Source organism: Clostridium frigidicarnis (assembly GCF_900111985.1).
Lineage (GTDB): Bacteria > Bacillota > Clostridia > Clostridiales > Clostridiaceae > Clostridium_Z > Clostridium_Z frigidicarnis.
Map to the genome: position 1 here is coordinate 1 of NZ_FOKI01000026.1, position 24857 is coordinate 24857.

Genomic DNA, 24857 nt, shown 5'->3' on the forward strand with positions numbered 1-24857 from the left:
ATTATATGATTACATTTTTTATTATTACATTTATAACGATTGTAATATTTATAAGAATGATGTAAGTATGTACCCTTACCACACATAGGACATTTAGGATAATTTAATTTAGGTAATCCGTCGCCATCGCCTAAGGCGAATTGACGCTTACATTGTGTACACTGATACTTTTGATTAGCCTGCTTATTCAAACCAAACTTATACAATTTATTAGAATGGCAGCGAGGACATTTTATATTAGCTTTGTTCATTGTTCTTCTCTCCTTTTAAGGGGGTATTATTTTGTTTCGCAAACTTATTGTATTTCCTTAGGTTGAGAAGATCAATGTTCATATAACTTAACAGATCGGAAGAGGTAAATAGGAGGTAGCTATGTTATTAGTAGGCAATGGAAGATTAATAACTCAAAATACAAAGTGTCCTTATATAGAAAATGGATGTATTGCTATAGAAAATGAAAAAATAGTTGACTATGGAACAACCGAAGAAATAAAGAAAAAGTATAAAGGTTACGAATTTATTGATGCAGAGGGCAAACTTATAATGCCTGGAATAATAAATACTCACATGCATATATATAGTGCCTTTGCAAGAGGAATGATTTTAAATGGAAATCCATCAACTAGTTTTCTAGATATACTTAATAATCTTTGGTGGAGACTAGATAAAAAATTATCTTTAGAGGATGTTAAGTACAGTGCTTATGCAACATATATGGATTGTATAAAGTATGGAGTTACCACTGTATTTGATCATCATGCAAGCCCATACGTAGCAAAGGAATCTTTATTTCAAATATCAGAAGTAGCAAAAGATTTAGGAATAAGAACATGTTTATGCTATGAGGTTTCTGATAGAGATGGAGAAGAAATTTTAAAAGAGGGAATAAAAGAAAACATAGATTTTATAAAGTATTGCAAAAACAATAACAACAATATGCAAGCTGGTATGTTTGGAATGCATGCAAGTTTTACACTTTCAGATAAAAGTCTTAACATGTGTGTAGAGGCAATGGAAGGAATGGATACAGGATATCATATACATACTGCTGAAGGCATAGATGATTTACATCAGTGTGTTAGACAACATGGAAAAAGAGTTGTAGAAAGACTACATGATTTTAATATATTAAAGGATAATACAATAGCTGTACATTGTATACATGTTAATTCTCATGAATTAGATTTATTAAAGGAAACCAATACAATGGTTATTCACAATCCAGAATCAAATATGGGGAATGCTGTAGGGTGTTCTCCAGCACTAGAAATGATTAAAAGAGGAATAACTGTTGGACTTGGAACAGATGGATATACATCAGATATGTTTGAGTCAATGAAGGCAGCAAATTTAATTCATAAACATCATTTGTGTGATCCGAGTGTGGCATTTTTAGAAGTACCAAAGATGGTATTTGAAAATAATAGAAAGATATCAGAAAAATATTTTAGTGGAAATCTAGGAATAATTGATAAAGATGCTAATGCAGATATAATAATTGTTGATTATGATTCTTTAACACCAATAAACGAAAATAACATTAATTCACACATTCTTTTTGGGGTAATGGGAAGAAGTGTTGACACTACCATAATAAATGGTAAGGTACTTATGAAAAATAGGAAACTTGAAAATATTGATGAAAAACAAATTTTAAGTAAATGTAGAGAAGTATCAAAATGTTTATGGAACAGAATCTAATGTAAGAAGGTGTATTAAATGAAAGGGGCTAATGAAAACAAGGTTTCTTTAGTTGATGAGAAATTACCTATGGGAAGGAATTTATTATTTGCATTTCAACACGTTTTAGCAATGTGTGCTGGGGCTGTGGCAGTTCCATTAATAGTTGGAAATGCTGCTGGATTATCACAAAACGAAATTGTGTTTTTAATAAATGCAGATTTATTTGTAGCTGGTATTGCTACATTAATTCAATCTCTTGGGTTAGGAAAACATATAGGAGCTAAGATACCAATGGTTGAAGGGACAAGCTTTGCAACAGTAAATGCAATGGTTGCTATAGCTAATACCTATAAAGGTGATCCATACACCGCAATAACAACGGTTTTTGGGGCAGTAATGGTTTCTGGAATTTTTGTATTTGTAATGGCACCGTTTTTTAGTAAGTTATTAAGGTTTTTTCCAAAGGTAGTAACAGGCACAGTAATAACAATAATAGGATTATCATTATTACCCGTTGCAGTTAGATGGTCAGCAGGCAATGATACCCAATCTCAAAGTTTTGCAAGTCCTAAAAATATAATAATGGCACTTACAGTTCTTGTTATTATACTTGCATTAAATAAGTTTCTTAAGGGTATATGGGGAAGTTGTGCAATATTATTTGGACTAATAATAGGAACAGCTATAGCATCTTTTTTAGGAATGTCTGATTTTACAACTGTAAAAGAAGCAGCTTTGATAAATATAAATCCTCCATTCCATTTTGGACTACCTAAGTTTGATTTAACAGCTATAATTTCTATGCTTTTAGTAATGTTAGTAATTATGACAGAAGCTACAGGAAATATAATTGGAATTCATGAGCTTGTAGGTAAAGAAATTGATGATAAAAATCTAGCAAGAGGATTAAGAACAGATGGATTTGCAACATTTATAGCATCTATTTTTAATACATTTCCTCATACGGCATTTGCACAAAATGTTGGTCTTGTGAGCTTAACTGGAATAAAAAGCAGATATGTTGTTGCAACATCTGGAGTTTTACTATTTTGTTTAGGATTATTTCCAAAACTTGCAGCTATGTTTGCATCTATACCTTATCCAGTACTTGGTGGAGCGGGATTTGTAATGTTTGGAATGGTTGCATCAGGTGGAATAAAAACATTAGGTGGGGTTAAATTTGATGGAAATAAAAATGGAATGATTGTTGCTGTAAGTATAGGTCTTTCAATGATTCCATTAGCAGTACCTAACTTCTATCAGGGTTTTCCTGAATGGGTTAACACATTGTTCCATAGTGGAATAACAACAGGAAGTTTAACAGCAATTTTATTAAATATATTTTTCAATGTAATTGGTAGCGAGAACAAAGAAATAGTTAAAGGGAAAGAAATATTTTTAGAGGCAAATTAGAATAGGACATTAGGAGGAATATTATTATGGCAAAGTTAAACGTAAACATATTAGAAATGGAATTCAATAATCCGATTTTTACAGCAGCAGGTCCAGGAGCTAAAGATGGGGAACTTTGTGTTGAAGCTGTAAAGGGAGGAGCTGGTGGACTTGTTACTAAAACAATATCAGTTGATCCAGCACCAGTACCAAGACCTTGTATGGCAAAAACAAATGCAGGATTTTTAAATACAGAGTTATGGTCAGAGCTTCCAAAGGAACAATGGATAGAAAAGGAATACAAAAGAGCTAAAGAGGCTGGAGTTCCTATGATAGTAAGCATGGGATATACGGCTGAACAAATAAGTAAGGTTGCACCACTGGTAAAGCCTTATGCAGATGCAGTTGAACTTTCAACTCATTATGTAGGAACAGATGTTGCTCCAATAATAGAGGCAATGAAGGCAGCTAAAGTAGCACTTGATTGTCCAGTATTTATGAAAATGAGTCCACATACAGATATTCAAACAATAGCAAAAGCTTTAGAAGATGCTGGAGCAGATGGTCTTGTAATGATAAATTCTTTTGGACCATGTATGGCCATAGATATAGAAACAGGATATCCAATAATGGGAAGTAAAACAGGATATGGGTGGCTGTCAGGAGCCCCAATAAGACCACTTGCTATAAGAAACATATATGATGCGGCTCAAGTTGTTAGTATTCCAATAATAGGTGTTGGTGGAGTAACTTGTGGAAGAGATGCAGCGGAAATGATAATGGCAGGAGCATCAGCAGTTCAAGTCTGTACAGAGGCTATATTAAAGGGACCGGGAGTATATGGAATAATAGCTAAAGAATTAAATGAATTCTTAGATAGTCATGGATATAAAGATGTAAATGAAATAAAAGGATTAGCTTATAAAAAGGCTAATGAAAGGCAATTTAGAACTCATGCAATATCACCAACAGTAAATAAAGAGAATTGCATAAAGTGTGGACAATGTAAAGCTAGTTGTGTTTATGAAGCTATAACAATTAATGATGAACTAGAAATAAATAATGATAAGTGTTTTGGATGTGGATTATGTGTAACTAAATGTCCAAAGAATGCTTTGAAAATACAGTATAAATAGCTGAACTTAAGGAGAATCAATATGGGTAAGGTTTTAAAAGGTGGAACAATAGTAACATCTAAAGAGACTTATATTGCAGATATAAGAATAGAAAATGAAAAAATAGTAGATATAGGTACCAATATTGAGATTACAGGAGATGAGATAATATCCGTAAAAGGATGTTATCTTGTACCTGGAGGAATTGATGCACATACACATTTTGACTTAGATGTAGGTATAACAGTTACAGCTGATAATTTTCAAAGTGGAACTAAGGCTGCTATAGTAGGTGGTACAACTACAATAATAGATTTTGTCAATCATGTAAGAGGAAATACCTTAAAACAATCCCTTGAAGAATATAAAAACAAAACTTACAATAAGTGTTTTTGTGATTATGGGTTTCATATGAGTATTAGTCAATGGAATGAAAACATAGAAAAAGAAATGGAATACATGGTTAAAGAAGAAGGAATATCATCCTTTAAAATGTATATGGCATATGAAAATCTTAAGGTTAGTGATGGAAGTTTATACAATGCCATAAAAAAATCAAAAGAGCTTAATGTCTTAATTGGTGTTCATTGTGAAAATGGAGATTTAATTGATGAAAGAATAAAAGAGTTTAAAAGTCAGGGAAAATTAAGTCCATTTTATCATGGTGAAGTTAGACCACCTATGGTAGAAAAAGAAGCTATAGGACGACTTTTATCAATCGGTCAATTAATAGATTATCCAGTGTGGGTAGTCCATTTAAGCTCAAAATTAGGTCTTGATGAAATAGAATTTCAAAGAAAACAAGGAGCAAAGGTTATTGTGGAAACTTGTCCTCAGTATTTAGTTTTAGATAAATCTTTATATGGAAAGAAAGAAGACAAAAATTTTCAGGGAGCTAAATATGTAATTTCTCCACCCCTTAGAAAAAAAGAAAATAATTTAGTTCTTTGGAATGGATTATCACAAGGAAATATTGATATAGTTTCTACAGATCATTGTTCATTTAATTATAAAGGACAGAAGGATTTAGGAATAAATGATTTTTCTAAAATACCTAATGGTGGACCTGGAGTAGAACATAGAATGTTACTTCTTTATAATTTAGGAGTTTTAGAAAACAAAATAACATTAAATAAATTTGTAGAAATTACATCTACAAATCCTGCAAAAATATTTGGTATGTACCCTAAAAAGGGAGAATTGCAGGTAGGTAGTGATGCAGATATAGTAGTTTTAAATGAAAATAAACCTTTTAAAATATCTTATAAAAACCAGGTGCAGAATGTAGACTATACTCCTTACGAAGGAATCCAATGTAAAGGAAGTATAGAGTATGTATTTTTAAGAGGAGACAAAGTGGTCATTAATGGGAAAGTACTTGATAACAAACATAGAGGAAACTACATTAAGAGAAATAAAAGTAGTTATGGGGTGAAATAGTTATGTTTGAGTTTTTGTTAAATGGAAATAGGGTTAAAGTAGAGGAAAATAAAAAACTTATAGACTATTTAAGAGAAGATGTGGATTTAACATCAGTAAAAAATGGTTGTGGGGAAGGTGCATGTGGGGCATGTATGATACTTCTTAATGGAAACGCTATGAGAGCGTGCATTTTAAATATGGAAAAAGTAAATGGCAAAGAAGTAACCACAATAGAGGGGCTAAGTGAAAGAGAAAAAGATGTATTTGCATGGGCTTTTACAGAATCGGGAGCTGTACAATGTGGATTTTGTATTCCAGGCATGGTTATAAGTGGAAAGGCGCTATTTAACAAAACTTTAAATCCAACACCTTTAGAAGTTAAAAATGCTTTAAAGGGTAACATATGTAGATGCACTGGGTATATAAAAATAGAAAAAGCTATTATGATGGCAGCAGAAATTTTAAGAGAAGATAAAGAAGTTAAAAAGGTTCAATGCAAAGGGCTAGTTGGAGAAAAGCTTGGAAGAGTAGATGCAAAAGCTAAAACTTTAGGAGAAGCTAAATATGCAGGAGATCTTAAGACACAAGGAATGCTTTATGGATTTGCACTTAGAAGTAAATATCCAAGAGCTTTAGTTAAGGATATAGATATAGAAGAAGCCTTAGATTTAACGGGAGTAGAAAAAATAGTTTTGGCTGGTGATGTGCCAGGAGATAGGTTTCTGGGGCATTTAAAACAAGATTGGCCAGCTCTTATAGCCATAGGAGAAGAAACTAGATATGTTGGGGATGTTATAGCTTTAGTTGCAGCTGAAAGCGAAGAAGTTGGAAGAAAAGCTATTAATACTATAAAGGTTCAATATGAAGAATTAATACCTTTAACATGCCCAGAAGTGGCAATGAAAGAAGATGCCCCTAAGATTCATCCGAGTGGAAATATTTTAGCTCATGAAGTTCTTAAAAGAGGCAATGCAGAAGAAAAGATTCAAAATTCACGATATGTTGTTACTAATAAGTTTTCAGTGCCTTTTACAGAGCATGCATTTTTAGAACCAGAATCCGCATTAGGCATACCTAAAAAAGATTATTTAGAACTTCATACAGGAACTCAAAGTATATATGATGACCATAGAGAAATTAGTAAATTACTTGGAGTAGAAAGTGATAAATTAAGGGTTGTTAGTGAATATGTAGGTGGAGGATTTGGTGGAAAGGAAGACATGAGCTGTCAGCATCATACAGCACTTTTAGCTTACTTAACTAATAAGCCTGTTAAAATGACTCTCACAAGAAAAGAAAGTATAATGACTCACCCAAAGAGACATGCTATGGAAATGGAACTTACAACTGCATGTGATGAAAATGGAAAATTAACAGCTATGAAGGCTAAAATAATTTCAGATACAGGAGCATATGCATCATTAGGTGGACCAGTACTACAAAGGGCATGTACTCATGCTGCGGGACCTTACAATTATCAAGATATAGACATAGAAGGAGTAGCTGTATATACAAATAATCCACCAGGGGGGGCATTTAGAGGATTTGGGGTAACTCAATCAGTTTTTGCAAATGAAAGCAATTTAAATCTGCTTTCTGAAATGGTTGGAATTTCACCATGGGAAATAAGATGGAGAAATGCTGTAAAACCTGGAGAAGTATTACCAAATGGACAGATTGCAGATGAAGGAACCGCATTAAGAGAGACTCTTTTAGCTGTAAAAAAACAATATGAGGAAGCTAAGATTGCTGGAATTGCATGTGCGTTTAAAAATGCAGGAGTTGGAGTAGGTATCCCTGATATAGGAAGATGCACATTAAAAGTTATAGATTCCAAGGTTCATACTAGAACATCAGCTGCATGTATAGGACAAGGGCTAGGAACAGTAATGACTCAAATTGTATGTGAAACATGTGGAGTAGGCCCAGAAAATGTTATACATGAAAGGCCAGATACTAAATTAACCCCTAATTCAGGTACTACAACGGCCTCTAGGCAAACTGTGTTTACAGGAGAAGCAACAAGAAATGCTGCTTTAAAACTTAGTGAAGCTTTAGAAGATTTAACTCTTGAACAATTAGAGGGAAAAGAGTTTTATGGAGAATATTTAGGGGTAACAGATAAGATGGGCAGTGAAAAACCTAATCCTGTAAGTCATGTAGCTTATGGATATGCAACTCAAGTTGTTATATTAAATGAAGAAGGAAAGGTTGAAAAAGTAGTAGCTGCTCATGATGTTGGAAGAGCAATAAATCCAACAAATGTAGAAGGGCAAATAGAAGGCGGTGTGGTTATGGGGCTTGGATACGGTCTAACAGAAGACTATCCACTAAATAATGGAGTACCAACTGCTAAATTTGGAACATTAGGATTATTTAGGTCATCTACTGTTCCAGAAATTCATCCAATAATAATAGAAAAAAATTCTAATGAGTTATCCTATGGAGCTAAAGGAGTTGGTGAAATAACATGTATACCAACGGCACCAGCTATTCAAGGCGCTTACTATAAGCTAGATGGAAAGTTTAGAACTAAACTACCTTTAGATGATACATTCTATAGAAAACCTAAAAAATAATATATATTAAGGAGAGAATAATAATGATGAAAGAAGCAATAAAAACTAATAATGCACCAGCTGCAATAGGACCATATTCACAAGGAGTAAAAATAGGTAATTATATATATACTTCAGGACAATTGCCAGTAAATCCAGAAACAAAGGAGTTACAAACAGAAATTAAAGCTGCTACAAAACAAAGTTTAGAGAATCTTAAATCTATATTAGAAGAAGCAGGATCATCTATGGATAAAGTAGTAAAAACAACAGTTTTTGTAAAGGACTTAGAAGATTTTGTAGCATTAAATGAAGTTTATGCAACATACTTCTCTGTGAATCCACCTTCTAGAAGTTGTTTCCAAGTTGCAAAACTTCCTATGGATGCTTTAATAGAAATAGAGGCAGTAGCAATCGTAGATTAAGATGAAAATTTATGTATATTTTAATTTAACATACAATTTCTTTTAAATATTTTATGTGTTTATATGTTATCACTTTGATATTTTATCAAAGTGATAATTTTTTATGCCTTATTATAATTAGATTCTGTATGGAAATAAATGTGATATAATTTTAACATACAAGGATTTATGAAAAATATATATAAGATATATTTTAAACATTATATATCAAGTGGATTTTAGATAAAGGCAGAGTTTTTAAATAATAGGTTATTAAAATTTGGTTTGAAAGTGACGGCTTAACTAGTGAGAGGTTGTAACTTACAAGTTTAAATAAAAGTCCTCTAGGGGAGTGGTGTTCTTTCTATCATCTGAAGGTTAGATAAGTTAATATAGAGGCATAGTCATCAGATAAAATTAAAAAAAGGGATGATATAATTTGGATGAAACGTTATTAAAAAAAATACAACCATCTGTAAAAAAGTATTCAGAAGTCATAGCTAATGTACTAGAAGTAGATGTAGAAATTGTGGACTCTAATCTTAATAGAGTTTGTGGCACAGGAATATATAGTGAAGTAAATATAAAATGTGAGGGTAAAGCCTATTTAGAAGTTTTAAAAACAGGAAAACAAAACATCGTAAATACCCCTAAAGAAGATAAAATATGTGAAGGATGTTTATTTAAGGACAAGTGCAAAGAAACAATGGAAATAGCAACTCCTATATTTTATGATGAAAAAATTGTTGGAGTAATAGGTCTTGTGTGTTTTACTGAGGAGCAACGGATATCTCTTTCAAGTAAAGTAGAAGTACACTTAGAATTTCTAAATCAAATAGCAGATTTAATAAAATCTAAGATTTCAGAAGAATTGCAAAGAAAAGAGCATGAGAAATCAATATTACTTTTAAATCAGGTAATTAATAATATTGAAAATGGGGTTCTGATAATTAATGAAAATGATTCTGTATCAGAGTTCAATAATAGTGCCTTTAAACAATTAAAACTTTCTACAGATATAGAAAATAATGAAATAAACATTAAAAATTTAGATGATTATTTTGGTGGACAACAGGTTTTTGAGATTGATGCGAATGGAAGAAAGTATAGTGTTATAGGTAAAAAAATAAGGGGTGATGGAAGTTTAGGGGAAAATAAAGAAATTTTTATATTTAATATGGTTAAAAAAATAAAGGAAGAAGCATATAAACTTACAGCAGCTACAAGTATTATAGATACTAATAATATAATAGGAAAGTCAGTTAAAATGATTGAACTTAAGGAAAAAATAAAAAGAATATCAAGTTCAAAATCAACAGTGTTAATTACAGGGGAAAGTGGAACAGGAAAAGAAGTTATAGCAAGAGCTATACATGGAGAAGGTGATAGAAAAAAAACACCTTTTATTGCAATAAATTGTGGGGCAATACCAGATTCACTATTAGAAAGTGAACTTTTTGGATATGTAAAGGGAGCATTTAGTGGAGCAGATCCTAATGGTAGAGTGGGTAAATTTGAATTAGCAAATGGTGGAGTAATACTATTAGATGAAATTGGGGATATGCCTATTCATCTTCAAGTTAAGTTATTAAGAGTTTTACAGGAAAGAAAGTTTGTAAGAATAGGATCGAATAAATTAATAGACTTAGACATTAGAGTTATTGCAGCAACTAATAAGGATTTAAAAGAACTAATAGAAGAAAATAAATTTAGAGAAGATTTATATTATAGATTAAATGTAATTCCAATAGAAATACCTCCATTAAGGGAACGTGAAGGTGATATAGAATTATTATTAGGAAAGTTAATAAAAAAATATAATAGATTATTTGGACAGTATGTACATACAATAACAGATGAGGCAAATAAAAAGCTTTTAGAATATAACTGGCCAGGAAATGTAAGGGAGTTAGAAAATACCGTTGAGTTTATAATAAATGTGGCAGGAAGCGATGGAGTTATAACACTAGAAACTCTTCCAGAAGCAATACTTAAAAATAATAATGAAGAAGAAGAGAATATTGAAGAAATAATTCCATTGAGAGTAATAGAAGAAACATATATAAGAAAAGCTTTGGAAAAGTATGGGACAGATACAAAGGGGAAAGAATTAGCTGCAAAAAAATTAGGAATGGGAATTGCAACACTATATAGAAGAATAGATAATATGAAAAAAATGGGGACGTTAATGAATAATTGATTAAGGTAACATTATAATTTTAAGAAAGGAAATAGTTTTATGGATAATTTGAAAAATATATTTAGATTTATAGATGGAAAGGGATATAAGGCATACAAAGAAATAGAAGGAATTTATGATTTTAATGACTATACTTTAATTGTAGATCATGTACAGGGTGATCCTTTTGCATCACCTTCGAGAATAAGGGTTAGAGTTCATATTGATAAGGCTAAAATACCATATGAACTTTATGACAATAAACATAAAAAGATAGCACTTTGTGATTTTGTTTCAAGAAACTTTTATTCAAATATTAGTAGACTTTATGAAAGAGCTAAGGGAAGTGGAAAAAGTGGAGTCTTATATATAGACAAGTGCGGAGAAGAGGTTTTAGAAAGAACATCTATATATATTGATAAGAATATAATAGAAGCTAGGTTAGAAGTTGGATTACCAGCTGCAGGAAGAAAAATTTTATCAAGGGAAGCTTATGATATTTTCTTCAACCAACTTAAAATTATAGTTAATAAAAGTTTATATTATGATAATTTGGATAAAAATAGTTTGAAAAAAGCTGTAGAATTAAGTGAAGACCAGTATTTTATAAGAAATTATATTAAAGATAATAATTTTGTTGCTTTTCTAGCCAATGATTCAATTCTTCCAAGAGAAAGTGGAGTATGTGACAAACCATTAAAGAAAGCAGTAAAATTTAAAAGTCCAGAAACAATGGAGATTACAATAGAAGTTCCTAATAAGGGTAAAATTAAAGGCATGGCAATAAAAGAGGGAATAACTCTTATGATAGGGGGAGGTTATCATGGAAAATCAACACTTTTAAAAGCTATAGAGAGAGGAATTTATAATCATGTTTTAGGGGATGGAAGGGAATATGTAATTACAAGAGATGACGCAGTTAAGGTAAGATCAGAAGATGGAAGGTACATAGAAAAAGTAGATATATCCCCATTTGTTAACAATCTCCCAAATAAAGAAGATACTTCAACATTCTCAACCCTTAATGCAAGTGGAAGTACTTCTCAAGCAGCAAGTGTAATTGAAACCATAGATAGCGGATCAAAACTGTTGTTAATAGATGAGGATACAGCAGCTACTAATTTTATGGTAAGAGATGAAAAGATGAAATATATAGTAGAAGATAATAAGGAACCTATAACTCCTTTTATAAATAGAGTAAAATCTTTATATGATAAAAATAATATATCCACAATTTTGGTTGTTGGAAGTTCTGGAGAATATTTTAATGTTGCAGATAAGGTTATAATGCTTGATGAGTATAATGTTATAGATGTTACAGATAAAGCAATAAGATTAAGAGATGCTGATTTTAATACTATTGAAGAAAAATTAATAATAAAAAATTCAAGAATACTTTTAAAAACATCTTTTCCTAATGGATACAAAGGGGTGAAGGTAAAAACACTTTCTTTAAATAAATTATTGTATAATGATTGTGAAATCGACCTTCAAGGAATAGAGCAACTAGTAGATATAAGTCAAACAAGAGCAATAGGAGAGATAATTAAATTTATAAAAGCTCATATGTGCAATGATATAAGTTCATTAAGAGATAGCGTATATAAAATATATGAGTTAATAGATGAAAAAGGATTAGATTCTATAGTAGCTACAAGAGGATCAATAGGAAATTTAGCATTACCTAGGAAATACGAAGTTTTAGCAGTATTAAATAGGTTTAGATGTCTAAAAATTAAATAATTTATTTTTACAATATGTTTGAATAAATTATTTTTGTAAAAAAGGGGGGTGTCCCCCATAAAATTATTTTTAATATGGTTAATATAAAAGTGGAAAAATATTTATAACAGGTTCTTCGTAAGGATGAACCTGTTTTATTGTGGAGTAAATTTCCTCCATTAAGCTATAGCGTGATTTGAATTCCACTTTTAGTTCTTCTTCCGATGAGAGTTTGTTCATTTTCCCAATGAATGGAGTAGAACCTTCTAATGGCTTCCAAAAGCCGTTTACTTTATAACAACATATACATGAATCATAGTTTCCAATTTTTAATGCTCCAATTTTATTAAGAGCTTGAACTAAAGTACCAAAACAAGATTCAGGAATATAGGTTTCAACTTTAATTTTCATTATATCCATAAAATTCACCTCTAATATAAGTATACTCAAAACCCAATATAAATTTACATAATATGAGGTTTAGTGAAGTAATATTAATAATTAAACATATTAATATATATTGTTAATAACTATTTAAACTCATAACAAAAATATTAAATTAATAAGCATTTAATGTTAAGTCAATATTTTTTAGAAGGATTGTACATGATATATGTAGAAAATAATTTGTAATTTTAAAAATATTTCTTTGATTATGGAATTTGGTAGATGATTTTGTAATTATTTGTTATAATTAAACAGGATATGCTAATTTATAACAGGAGTGTGTATATTGAAAAAATCTAAAAGTATCAGAAGTAAAATTTTAATTATTTTATTACCCCTATTCTTTATAGCCATGGGTATTTTATCTTTAACAGGATATTATAACTCTAAGAAAATAATTACAAATGAAGTTAAGACTAAAATGACAAGTCAAATAGGCGTTTTATTAGAAAATATTGATAAAAAGCTTAGCATTCATGGAAAAATAGTAGAGACTACAAGAGATCTATTAGAAACAAATGGAGGTGTTTTAGAAAAAGATTCTTATAAAAATTTATTAAATAAAATTTTGCCATCAAACAATGAAACTTCAGGAGTTGGAGTGTGGTATGAACCATATAAGTATAATAAAGATACAGAATTATTTTCTCCATTTGCATATAAGGAAAACAATAATATAAAATATACAAATGAATATGGAGATTCTAATTATACACAAGAAGAATGGTATAAAATAGGTAAAAATTTAAATAGTGGACTTGGATGGAGTTATCCATATGTAGATAACTTGACTAATGAAGCAATGGTTACTGCGATTGTACCTATACATAGCAACAATGGGGAGTTTACTGGTGTTGTAAGTGGGGATATTAACTTGAGCAGTATTCAGGAAATGATTAGCAATGTAAAAATAGGAAATACAGGATATGCATTTTTAGTTGATGATAAAGGCGTATATGTAGCTACTAATGAAAAAGAAAAAATAATGACTAAAAGTATTCTTCAAGATGATAATAAAAGTATAGCAATTCTTGCAAAAGAAATGTTAAGTAATAAAAATGGTGTGGGTCAGTATGATAATGGTAGTAAAAAGCATAGTATTTATTATGCTGAAGTTCCAGGTACTAATTGGATTGTAGGATTAAATATATCTGAGGATGAATTATACTCTCCCTTAAATAATTTACTTAAAAATAACCTTATTACAGTAATGGTAGCAACTATAATAATTTCATTTATTATTATATTGTTTGTAAAAAAGTTAAGTGAAAGTATAGAGACAGTAAGTAAACTATCTAAAACTATAGCAGAAGGGGATCTTACACAAAAATTAGATATAAAATCAGAGGATGAGATTGGACAGATGTGTAATTCATTAAATGTGATGAATGATAATTTAAAACATATTATTAGTAATGTAAGTGAAAATTTAGAGCAAGTAGTTGCATCATCAGAAGAGTTAACAGCCACAGCTAATGAAACTAAAGAAGCAGCTATAAGTATAAATAAATCAATTAAGGAAGTATCAGAAGGAAACAATCTCCAAATTGAAGCTAATAATAATGTTGAGAAAGAGTGTAGTAAATTAATTTTAAGTATTGAAAATGTTTATAGTAAAGTTGAAGAAGCAACAAAAGTATCAGAAATTGCATATAAGAGTGCCAATAATGGTAATAGTGTTGTTGAGCAAACAATAAATCAAATGAGTAGTATAGATAACACAGTATCTACATCATCTCAATTGGTAGATAATTTAGGAGAAAAATCAAAGGAAATTGGAGATATAATTTCTGTTATAACAGAAATATCGTCTCAAACAAATTTATTAGCGCTAAATGCAGCTATTGAATCAGCTAGAGCTGGAGAAGCCGGAAAAGGATTTTCAGTTGTAGCTGAAGAAGTTAGAAAATTAGCTGATGAGACATCAAGAGCAGCAAATAGCATATCATTATTAATAAGTGATATACAGGACCTTATTTTACAGGCTGTAAAGTCAATGAATGATGGTAAAAACGCAGTTAGAGGTGGGATTACATTAGCTAATGATGCAGGACATGCGTTTAAAGAGATTTTAGGAAACACAACTGGTGTTGTTTCATTAATGAACAATATAAATGATTTATTGAAACAGTCAGTAAATAGTACAACTACTATGACTAGCTCAATCAAAGAAACCGAAAGAATATCACATAAAGTAAATAATTATACTGAAAATGTAGTATCATCCAGTGAGGAACAAACTGCATTTATGGAGGAAGTATCTAAAGCATGTGAAGATTTATCTAAGATGTCTGTAGAACTCCAAAATAACTTAAGTAAATTTAAAATGTAATAATAAAAAACTTAAGAATAAAACATTGATTATTAAATTTAATCTATATAAGGGACATTCAAAAAATAACAAGTCAGTATGCTAGTCTATTTTGCATCATACTGCTTCAGTGATATTAGCCCATTGTATGCAATGAACTAATATCACTTCATTGCCTGACACAAAATATACATGGCATCTTTGACTTGTTATTTTTTTTCATACGCCTAATATAGTTATATTTAAGATCAATGTTTTTTATTAATGCAATAAGTCTAAAAATTTTAATAAATTGAACGAATATACTTAGTATAGATTAAATTTATTTGAACGCATTATTTATTATATGTATTAGTAATAGATTATAAATTTATAAATAAGTTTGGTTGGAGTTTGCTTACATCGTAAATTAAATACCTCAGGAACTTAAATTATACATAGTATAGGAATTAATAAGGAGTAGATTGTATGAATAATAATATATTATTAGAATCAGGTACAGGGGAAGTTGAAATATTAGAGTTTGTTGTAAATAATAAACATTATGCAATAAATGTAATAAAAGTAAAGGAAGTTATTGAGATTGACAATCTAACTAGATTGCCTGAAACACCAAATGAAGTAGCTGGTCTAATATTATCAAGAGATGAGATTTTAACATTAGTGGATTTAAAATATATTTTAGAAAAGAAGAAAAGTGAAGAAAAAAATTCTAAGATAATAGTTTGTGAATTTAATAAGTTGAAAGTTGCTTTCAATATAGATGATATAGTTGCTGTTCATCGTATAAAGTGGGAAGATATAAGAAAACCTGATGATGTTTCAGCCAGTTCATTAGTAATAGGAAATATTGTAATGGATAAGAAAATAATATTACTATTAGATTTTGAGAAAATAGTAACCGATATAAGCCCAAGGACAGGAATAAGTGAAGAAAGAATTTCTAATGTTGAATATAAGGAAAGAGAAAATATAAAGATAATTTTAGCAGATGATTCTTTTCTTATAAGAAAATTATTACAAGACACTCTTACAAAGGCAGGATTTAGAGATTTTAAGATTTTTAATGATGGAAAAGAAGTGTTAGATTATTTATTAAAACTAGTAGATAATAAAAAAGATAAATTCAAGGAAGAAGTACAGCTATTAATTACAGATATAGAAATGCCACAAATGGATGGATATACGTTAACAAGAAGAATAAAGGAAAACCCAATATTGAAAAGTCTTCCAGTTGTAATATTTTCATCTTTAATAACAGAAGAATTAAGACATAAGGGTTTATCTGTTGGGGCTGATGTACAGCTTAGTAAGCCAGAAATAGATAAGTTAGTAGAGACAATAGATAAATATCTTTAGTAGTAATCTGTAATAGGGACGGTTAAGTAATTATATAGTTTAAATAAGTATTAATAAATAAAAATGTATTTTTTAGACTTTTTATTAGAATCTATGAAACTACATTTTTATTATAGGGATGAGGTACCATCTATTTGTATTTCAAATAGATGGTACCTCATCTATTTGAAATTCAAATTTTTAAAATACATATATTTTGTTATAATTTATTATAAGGTTCTACATGAAAAGGCAAAAAAAATTAAAATTCTTCAATTTATATATAAATTGAAGAATTTTAATTATGCATTAACATATATTAATAAACTGTTAATATACATATGAGAATAAAAAATAAAGTGGAGGTATAAGTATGAAAAAAAATTTAAAAGTTTTTACAGCTTTAACATTAGCATTAGGATTAACTGTTTTAGCTGGATGTGGAAGTAAAAGTAATGTAAAAGAAAATGGTGATACTACTACAAAAGAGGAGTACACTTATAAAAATAATGACTATTTAGTAGATATTAATTGGTTACAAGATAACTTAAAAAGTGAAGATTTGATATTAATAGACACAAGAGTTGAGAAGGATTATAATGCAGGACATATTCCAGGAGCTATAAATGCTGTGTGGCAAAGTTTTGCTAATATGACAGGTAAGTCTGGAGATAAAGGATGGGGAGTACTTTTAGATGAAAAAGCATTATCAGAAAAGTTCTCTAAGTTAGGTATAGATAAGGATAAAAAAGTTATAGTATATGCAAATAAAGACGGATGGGGAGAAGATGGTAGACTATTATGGATGTTTAAAAGAGCAGGAATAGATGCCAAAATACTAAATGGTGGAATAGATCTATGGAATAGCGAGAAAAAAGAGATTTCAAAAGAAAGTGTTACTCCAAAACAATCTAATTATGTGGTTGAAAAATTAAGTGATAATATGAACATAACTACAGACCAATTAAAAGAAAACCTAGATAAGGTTAAAATAGTAGATAGTAGGGCAAAAGACGAATTTAATGGAGCTATAAAGTTTGGTGAAGCAAAAGGTGGACATCTACCTAAGGCTATATCATTACCATTTACAGAAGTTTATAACGGAGATGGAACTATAAAAAATAAAACTGAACTAGAAAAGATATTTAAAGATGCAGGATTAAGCAAAGATGATGAGATAGTTACTTATTGTACAGCTGGTATACGTTCAGCTCATTTAGCATTAATGCTAGATTTAGCAGGATATAAAAATGTTAAGAACTATGATGCGTCATTTTATGAATGGGCAGGAGATAGTTCAAATTCAATAGAAAAATAGTTGTCAAAGGATGGGATTATTATAGCTAAACAAAAAAAATCACTCTATATAAAGATTTTGATTGTTGCTTTAGTATTTTGTATGTACTATTTTGTAGAACCTATTAAGAGAAATATAAATCAAATGGTATTTTATCTTACCATGTTAAATTTAGATGCTTTAAAAGAATATGTTTTATCTTTTGGAATATGGGCACCAATAATATCATTTTTCCTTATGGTTTTTCAATCTATAGTAGCTCCATTACCAGCATTTATGATAACTTTTGCTAATGCGGCATTGTTTGGATGGTGGAAGGGTGCTATATTATCATGGTTTAGTGCCATGGTTGGAGCAGCATTATGTTTTTATATTGCTAAATGTTTAGGAAGGAATGCAGTGGAAAAATTGACTAGTAAATTTGCTCTAGATAGTGTTGATGAATTTTTTAATAGATATGGAAAACATACAATTCTTATAGCAAGATTATTACCATTTATATCTTTTGACATTGTAAGTTATGCAGCAGGTCTTACATCTATGAGTTTTATATCTTTTTTTATAGCAACAGGATTAGGGCAGTTACCCGCAACTATAATTTACTCTTATGTTGGGGGAATGCTTGTAGGTGGGGCAAAGCTAATGATGATTGGGATAATGACTTTATTAGCCCTAAGTATTGGAATATATGTATTTAAAAAAGTATGGAATGATAGATATAAAAAACAATAAATTTTAATGTTATATGGATTGTTTCAGTGCTATGGAACAGTCCATATAATCTTATATAGGATTATTTGAAAGAAAATTTAATCAATTATGGTGGTGAGTTAGTTTTGGATAAGGTTAAGATAAATGGAAAGATGCTGTCAGATATAATAGAGAGTAAAGAAAAATGTATTAATTGCAAACTGTGTTATAAGGAATGTCCAATGATGGATAACTTTTGTAAGTCACCTAGAGACCTCATGGGTAAAATAATAGATGATGGTGAATTTGATAAGTTACTACCTTATTCCTGTATGCTTTGCAATAAGTGCAGTGAAGTTTGTCCTAAGGGTGTAGATTTAAAATCAGTATTTTATGATATGAGAAAAGATATGTTTTTAAATCATAGGAAGGAATTAAATTCAATAGGATATAAAATTGTAAAATACCATCAAAAGAGTAGTTTTGTACCCATATTTTCTTCTAAAGTTAAACAGAAATCTGTAAAGAGAGTATTTATACCAGGGTGTAGTTTAAGTAGTTATAGTAATGAAATAGTTTATGGTGCATACAATTATTTGAAAAATATTTTTGATAATATAGAATTAGTAGTTAAATGTTGTGGAAAGCCAACACTAGATGTAGGGGATTCTGTAGGTTTTAAAAACTATTATTCACAAATTGATAGAATAATTCAAGAAAAAAATGTAGAGGAAGTTATAGTAGCATGTTCGAATTGTTATAAAACAATAAAAAATAATAGCCCAAATGTTAAGGTTAAAATGATTTGGGAAGTTATACATGAGTATGGATTGCCAAGTAATTTAAAAGATTTTTATAAAGATCTAGACATTAAATTTGCACTACATGATCCATGTCCAATAAAGGAAGAAGACAATGTACATAATAGTGTTAGAGAAGTACTAAATTATTTAGGAGTATCATATGTAGAATTTGATAAAAACAGAAGAAACACAGAATGTTGTGGATATGGTGCAATGGTAGGTGTATTCAATAATGAACTAGCTATAAAGCAAATGAATAAAAGAGCTAATTCAGTAGATACACAGTATATTATTTCGTACTGTGAAAGTTGTGTTGAGGCTATGCTAATGGCTAAGAAGAATTCATTACATGTTTTAGATTTTATATTTAATAGAGATATTTTAAATAAAAAATGTTTTTCTCAAAGTTTAAAATCATTTTCTAGTAAATGGGTAGAAAGATATAAAGCAGCTAAAATAGAAAGTTAGCCAATAGAAGAAAAATATAAATTTTAGGTGGATAATATATGAATAAATTAAAAAAAAGTTTAAAGTATTTATTGATTATAGGAATTATAGTTGTTTTAATAGGTATCATCTTTACTTTGTATAAAAAAAATTATAGTGTTGAAGATATAAAAACCTATATAATATCTTTTGGTATTTTTGCACCAGTAATATATATTATTATGTTTGCATTGGTTCCATTAACTTTGTTTCCAGACTCTATTCTAGCTATTTCAGGAGGACTTGTTTTTGGATTAATAAAAGGATATATATTTACAACAATAGGTGCGTTAATTGGAGCTAGTATATCATTTTTGTTAGCTAGAATATTAGGAAGAGATTTTGTGGTGAAATTTTCAAAAAATAAGCTACAAAAGGTAGAGAAGATTATTGGTGATAATGGTTTTCTAATAATAGTGCTCTTGAGACTTATTCCACTATTTCCTTTTGATATAATAAGTTATGGAGCAGGGGTAAGTAATATAAAATATAAAGAGTATATACTGGCCACATTTATAGGAACAATTCCGGGAATCTTAGTTTTTACTAATATAGGAGCTCAATGGGTTAATGTGGGTAAAACTAGTTTTTATATATCAGTAGCATCACTTATATTTTTATTTCTTATATCTATGTTTTTAAAACATAAATTTCTAGATAAAAAAGTTAAAGATATATAAAAGGGGAGATCATTACATGTTAGATACATATGGTAGGAAATATATGAATCCATTTATTAACTATGGTGCTATGTTTTTTGGAAAGCTAGGATTAACTCCAAATAATGTGACAGTTTTAGCTTTAATTATGGGAATAACAACATCTGTATTTATATATTTTGATTATAAATATATAGCTATTATAGTTTTATGGATTTCTGGATACTTAGATGCTGTAGATGGTGCAATGGCAAGAAGGTTAAATAAAACATCATCCTTTGGGACGGTTATGGATATTACCTTTGATAGAATTGTTGAGATTTCTATGATTTTATCATTAGCACTAAAAATTAAAGATGCAAACTTTAATTTACTAATATTAGCATCAGCAATATTGATATCTATGACTATATTTTTAACTGTGGGGGCGGTATCAGAAAAAAAAGGTGTAAAGTCATTTTATTATCAAGCAGGAGTGGCAGAAAGAACAGAAGGGTTTATATTATTTTCATTAATGATTCTTTTTACTCAGTGGATGCCATTAATAACTAATATATTCTCTATAATGGTTATTGTAACAGCTCTACAAAGGTTATTAGAAGCGAAAAAAATATTAAACTAATAATATAGGGACGGTTAATGATTTGTTTTATATAAATTGAATCATTAACCATCCCTTTAACTTTTGAAATTAATTATATTTTTGTAATATAGATTGGCTATCCTCAACCATTCCTTTAATTAATAGTAGTGTTTCATTATCACTTGTGTCATATTCAGATAAGAATTTTTTACTCATATTTATTCCAGTTTCTAAAGCTTTTCTAGCTTCTAATTTTATTTCTTCAGGGGTATCAGTAAAAATGTTTTTCATTTCAAATACGGTTTTTGTCATTTTTCCAATTACTCCAGAATTATCACTGCTACATATATTCAAATCTTTTAATCTGTTTTTTAGTGTTGATTTATGATTTTCATACATTGCTAATGTTTCGTCTAAGAGAGCTTTTAGGGAAGATTCCTCGCATTTAGAAGATAAATATGAAAATGTATCTATTCCCATATAAATACCCTTCATAAAATTATCTATGGATTGATTCATTATTATCACCTCTTAGGTATATGATGTGTAAAAATTAATAAATAATTCTATAATTAAATAATAATAGTTTATATGGTTTTAAAGCTATTGAATATAAGGATAATTAAATTTATAATAATTTTATTGAATAAGAGGAGTGACATGACATGTGCTATGTATATATACTAGAGTGTAGTGATAAAACATTGTATACAGGATGGACAAATAATATTGATAATAGACTTAGAACTCATTTATCTGGGAGAGGTGCGAAATATACAAGAGGACGACTGCCAGTAAAAATTGTATATTGTGAAAAGTTTGATAATAAAAGTGAGGCGTTAAAAAGAGAATATAGAATAAAAAGATTGACTAGAGAAGATAAAATAAAACTTATATTAAGCCAACATAAATAGTAAGGGACGGTTAATGATAAATATCTATCATTAACTGTCCCTAATTTGCCTAATTTGTCATTTTTTAATTATTATTCAAATGCTATTTGTAGAATTTTTTGTATGTCTTGTTTTTCAAGTTTTTTTAGTGAACCCATGGGGGAAAGTAAACTGGCATTATTAGCAATGGTATTAATATCTTCAAATTTTACTCCAACTTCTTTTAGTGTTGTAGGAGCACCAAGATACTTATAAAAATTTTGTAGCTCATTTATTCCATTAAGAGCTAAAGTTTCATTATTATCACCTTGAATATTAAATATATTTTTAGCCATTTTAGCAAATTTAGCTGTATCACACGTATAAACATATTTCATCCAAGCAGGCATAATTATAGCTAAACCTGAACCATGAGATATATCATTGAACACACTTAGAGAATGTTCAATATCATGAGAAGCCCAATCACCATGTCTACCAACACCAGTTAAACCGTTTAAGGCAAGGGTAGAAGCCCAGGCTAATTCACATCTGGAGTTATAGTTTTTAGGATCAGTTATAAGAATTTTAGAATGTTTAATTACAGTTTTTATAATACCTTCACAAAGTTCATCAATCATATCTGTGTTCTTTACTCCATCAAAGTAAGCTTCAAAAACATGAGTGATAATATCAACAGCTCCATTCACAGTTTGGATTTTTGGCAATGTAAATTGAATGGATGGGTCTATTATTGATACCTTTGGATAAAGTAGAGGAGAACCAAAGGCCCATTTTTTGCCTTCAAGTTCATTTGTTATAACACCACCAAAGTTCATTTCAGATCCTGTTGCAGAAAGAGTAAGTATTGTGAATACAGGTAATGCATTTAAAAGTTTTCCATTTCCCTCAAATAATTCCCACACATCATTTTCATAACATGCACCAGCAGAAATTGCTTTAGAGGAATCTATTACACTTCCACCACCTATTGCTAATATTCCATCTATATTATTTTCTTTTACAATGTTAATCCCCTCTTTAACTTTAGAAAGTAAAGGGTTTGCTTTGATACCCGAAAGCTCTAAAAAATCAATATTATTATTTTTTAATGAAGATACGGCGGTATCATAGACACCATTTTTAAAAATTGAACCTTTACCATAGACTAAAAGAACTTTTTTTACCTTAAAATCTGCAATTTCTGAACCTATGGTTGATATAGTATCTTTACCAAAAACTATTTTAGTTGGATTTTTGAATTTAAAATTTAGCACAATAACACCTCACTAGACAATTTATTTAATATTTATATTAACACATAATAATAAATTCTATTTAGAATAAATTATTAATGTGATAAACATATTTAAGATTAACTATAAAAATAAAAAATCATATAAATAAACCTTATACTTTATTGTAGTAAAAAAGTTTATTTATATGATAACTAATTTTTAAGATTTTTTTTAATTAATGTTTTAGCCGTCTTAATGATCTTAAGGAAAGTAGATACGACTATTACACCAAATGCTAGTGAGCCGGCACAAGCGATAGTATCTACGGTCATATATAAAGCTGTATCAAGGTTTCCTTGGACTGCTTCATACATAGTATAATACATAGCACCACCGGGAACTAATGGTATAAGAGCAGATATTACAAAAGTTGTAACAGGGCATTTAAAGATTCTAGCGCAAGCTTCAGAATACATACTTATAATCAAAGAGGCAATAAACATAGCACCTATCTTTCCTACACTAAGCGAAATAAGGATTTTAAATGATAACCATCCAATACCACCACCAATAGCTGAATATATAAGGTTTTTTCCGCGAATGTTAAATATTATGGCAATACCCATTGTACCAAAAGCAGCAGCAATAGTTTCAATAATCATAATTAAGCACCTCCAAAAATAGAAATCCATATAGTAAGGGATAGTCCAGTTCCAATTGCAATAGAAATAGCTATAAGAAATGCTTCAGCAGCTCTAATTAGACCAGACAATAAATCACCAGAAATTGTATCTCTTATAGCATTTGTAATGACTAACCCGGGAACAAGTAACATTATAGAGCCTATGGTTACTTTATCAACATGATCACCAAGGCCTAAACTTACACCTAAAAGAGCTAGAAAACCACCTAAACACCCACTTAAGGCATTCATAAAAAAGCTATTAATAGACAAAATACCACCTAAATATCCAAATAACTGAATAGCAATACCTATAAAAAATGTACAAATAAAATCTTTTAGGTTACTTCCAAATAATACAGAAAAGCAAGCAGCTGCAACAGCTCCTGCAAGGGTTTGTGTCAAAAGACCAAATGTCTTACATTGTTCTATGGATTTTAGTTCCTCATAGAGTTCATCCATAGAATAGGTTCCCTTTTGCAATGATCTAGATAAATTGTTTATTTTAGCTACCTTTTCTATATTCCAGCTTCTTTTTTCTACCTTTAAGACAACAGTATGAGATTGAGATAATCCTTCACAGACCGAAACAAAAATACCTTTAGGTATTACTAATGTTTGAAGGTTTTCTAATCCATAGGAACTACATATTTTGCATATAGTTTCTTCTATTCTATAAGTTTCAGCTCCACTTTCTAACATTAATTGACCGGCATAAGCAGATAAATGAAGAATTTTGTCTATGTCCATAGCTAGTCTCCTTTCTTATGTATAGAAATTTAATTTAAGTAAAATATTATTGTTAAAATAATATTAATATTCAATATACATGCTAATATTATTATATAATATCGGAGTATGTCAATATATAATAGTTAATGAAAAATGAGATTTTGAAAGATAATATAATATATAGAACAATCTGATACGGTTATAATAAAAAACTAATAAAAAATACGTATAATTAGTTTGAATT

General features: G+C 29.5%; 22 protein-coding genes. 16 read left to right on the plus strand and 6 right to left on the minus strand.

Annotated elements, in window-relative coordinates; all coding sequences use genetic code 11:
- A partial coding sequence (locus BM119_RS13715; protein WP_341465758.1) for an IS1/IS1595 family N-terminal zinc-binding domain-containing protein occupies positions 1 to 251 on the minus strand: 251 nt, incomplete at its 3' end.
- 121 nt (positions 252 to 372) lie between these two features.
- On the opposite strand from BM119_RS13715, the gene ssnA reads away from it, so the two are divergent.
- The 8 genes from ssnA (at position 373) to BM119_RS13755 (ending at position 12496) form a co-directional block, all read left to right on the plus strand.
- The gene (gene ssnA, locus BM119_RS13720; RefSeq protein WP_090042312.1) at positions 373 to 1701 is read left to right on the plus strand and encodes a putative aminohydrolase SsnA; all 1329 of its coding nucleotides are present in this window, start codon (positions 373 to 375) and stop codon (positions 1699 to 1701) included.
- 18 nt (positions 1702 to 1719) lie between these two features.
- Positions 1720 to 3096, plus strand: coding sequence for a nucleobase:cation symporter-2 family protein (locus BM119_RS13725; RefSeq protein WP_090042313.1), 1377 nt, complete (start codon positions 1720 to 1722; stop codon positions 3094 to 3096).
- Positions 3097 to 3122: 26 nt separating this feature from the next.
- Positions 3123 to 4211, plus strand: coding sequence for a 4Fe-4S binding protein (locus tag BM119_RS13730; RefSeq protein WP_090042314.1), 1089 nt, complete (start codon positions 3123 to 3125; stop codon positions 4209 to 4211).
- Positions 4212 to 4232: 21 nt separating this feature from the next.
- The gene (hydA, locus tag BM119_RS13735; protein ID WP_090042315.1) at positions 4233 to 5630 is read left to right on the plus strand and encodes a dihydropyrimidinase; all 1398 of its coding nucleotides are present in this window, start codon (positions 4233 to 4235) and stop codon (positions 5628 to 5630) included.
- Positions 5631 to 5632: 2 nt separating this feature from the next.
- Complete coding sequence (xdh, locus tag BM119_RS13740) at positions 5633 to 8191, plus strand: selenium-dependent xanthine dehydrogenase (RefSeq protein WP_090042316.1); 2559 nt, start codon at positions 5633 to 5635, stop codon at positions 8189 to 8191.
- A 26-nt stretch (positions 8192 to 8217) separates the two neighbouring features.
- Complete coding sequence (locus BM119_RS13745; RefSeq protein ID WP_090042353.1) at positions 8218 to 8595, plus strand: RidA family protein; 378 nt, start codon at positions 8218 to 8220, stop codon at positions 8593 to 8595.
- 418 nt (positions 8596 to 9013) lie between these two features.
- Positions 9014 to 10774 (plus strand): sigma-54-dependent Fis family transcriptional regulator, encoded by a 1761-nt coding sequence (locus BM119_RS13750; protein WP_090042317.1) that lies wholly within the window; start codon positions 9014 to 9016, stop codon positions 10772 to 10774.
- 39 nt (positions 10775 to 10813) lie between these two features.
- Positions 10814 to 12496: an ABC-ATPase domain-containing protein gene (locus BM119_RS13755; protein ID WP_090042318.1), complete on the plus strand. Its 1683-nt coding sequence runs from the start codon at positions 10814 to 10816 to the stop codon at positions 12494 to 12496.
- Between the two features lie 78 nt (positions 12497 to 12574).
- Here the strand turns inward: BM119_RS13755 and cutA are convergent, their stop codons facing one another.
- Positions 12575 to 12895 carry a divalent cation tolerance protein CutA gene (gene cutA / locus BM119_RS13760; RefSeq protein WP_090042319.1) on the minus strand — a complete coding sequence of 107 codons (321 nt, stop codon included), beginning with the start codon at positions 12893 to 12895 and terminating at the stop codon, positions 12575 to 12577.
- Between the two features lie 313 nt (positions 12896 to 13208).
- Here cutA and BM119_RS13765 point away from each other — a divergent pair, with 313 nt between their 5' ends.
- From BM119_RS13765 to BM119_RS13795, 7 genes are all read left to right on the plus strand, one after another.
- Positions 13209 to 15254, plus strand: coding sequence for a methyl-accepting chemotaxis protein (locus tag BM119_RS13765; protein ID WP_090042320.1), 2046 nt, complete (start codon positions 13209 to 13211; stop codon positions 15252 to 15254).
- A gap of 447 nt (positions 15255 to 15701) precedes the next feature.
- On the plus strand, positions 15702 to 16592 hold the full coding sequence (locus BM119_RS13770) for a chemotaxis protein (protein ID WP_090042321.1): 891 nt from the start codon (positions 15702 to 15704) through the stop codon (positions 16590 to 16592).
- A gap of 352 nt (positions 16593 to 16944) precedes the next feature.
- Complete coding sequence (locus BM119_RS13775) at positions 16945 to 17889, plus strand: sulfurtransferase (RefSeq protein WP_242948433.1); 945 nt, start codon at positions 16945 to 16947, stop codon at positions 17887 to 17889.
- A gap of 81 nt (positions 17890 to 17970) precedes the next feature.
- Positions 17971 to 18600, plus strand: a complete 630-nt coding sequence (locus tag BM119_RS13780; protein WP_090042354.1) for a TVP38/TMEM64 family protein — start codon at positions 17971 to 17973, stop codon at positions 18598 to 18600.
- Between the two features lie 65 nt (positions 18601 to 18665).
- Positions 18666 to 19829, plus strand: a complete 1164-nt coding sequence (locus BM119_RS13785) for a (Fe-S)-binding protein (protein ID WP_177199430.1) — start codon at positions 18666 to 18668, stop codon at positions 19827 to 19829.
- Positions 19830 to 19867: 38 nt separating this feature from the next.
- Positions 19868 to 20527, plus strand: coding sequence for a TVP38/TMEM64 family protein (locus BM119_RS13790; RefSeq protein WP_090042324.1), 660 nt, complete (start codon positions 19868 to 19870; stop codon positions 20525 to 20527).
- A 16-nt stretch (positions 20528 to 20543) separates the two neighbouring features.
- Positions 20544 to 21128: a CDP-alcohol phosphatidyltransferase family protein gene (locus BM119_RS13795; protein ID WP_090042325.1), complete on the plus strand. Its 585-nt coding sequence runs from the start codon at positions 20544 to 20546 to the stop codon at positions 21126 to 21128.
- A 69-nt stretch (positions 21129 to 21197) separates the two neighbouring features.
- On the opposite strand, the gene BM119_RS13800 is transcribed toward BM119_RS13795, so the two are convergent.
- Complete coding sequence (locus tag BM119_RS13800) at positions 21198 to 21608, minus strand: DUF2383 domain-containing protein (protein ID WP_090042326.1); 411 nt, start codon at positions 21606 to 21608, stop codon at positions 21198 to 21200.
- Positions 21609 to 21754: 146 nt separating this feature from the next.
- On the opposite strand from BM119_RS13800, the gene BM119_RS13805 reads away from it, so the two are divergent.
- Entirely contained in the window at positions 21755 to 22003 is a 249-nt protein-coding gene (locus BM119_RS13805; RefSeq protein ID WP_090042327.1) for a GIY-YIG nuclease family protein, read from the plus strand.
- A 71-nt stretch (positions 22004 to 22074) separates the two neighbouring features.
- On the opposite strand, the gene BM119_RS13810 is transcribed toward BM119_RS13805, so the two are convergent.
- From BM119_RS13810 to BM119_RS13820, 3 genes are all read right to left on the minus strand, one after another.
- Positions 22075 to 23238: an iron-containing alcohol dehydrogenase gene (locus tag BM119_RS13810; RefSeq protein ID WP_090042328.1), complete on the minus strand. Its 1164-nt coding sequence runs from the start codon at positions 23236 to 23238 to the stop codon at positions 22075 to 22077.
- A gap of 173 nt (positions 23239 to 23411) precedes the next feature.
- Positions 23412 to 23891 carry a threonine/serine exporter family protein gene (locus tag BM119_RS13815; RefSeq protein WP_242948434.1) on the minus strand — a complete coding sequence of 160 codons (480 nt, stop codon included), beginning with the start codon at positions 23889 to 23891 and terminating at the stop codon, positions 23412 to 23414.
- Positions 23864 to 24631, minus strand: a complete 768-nt coding sequence (locus BM119_RS13820) for a threonine/serine exporter family protein (protein WP_090042330.1) — start codon at positions 24629 to 24631, stop codon at positions 23864 to 23866. Before BM119_RS13820 ends, BM119_RS13815 begins: the two co-directional genes overlap by 28 nt.
- Between the last annotated feature and the right edge of the window lie 226 nt (positions 24632 to 24857).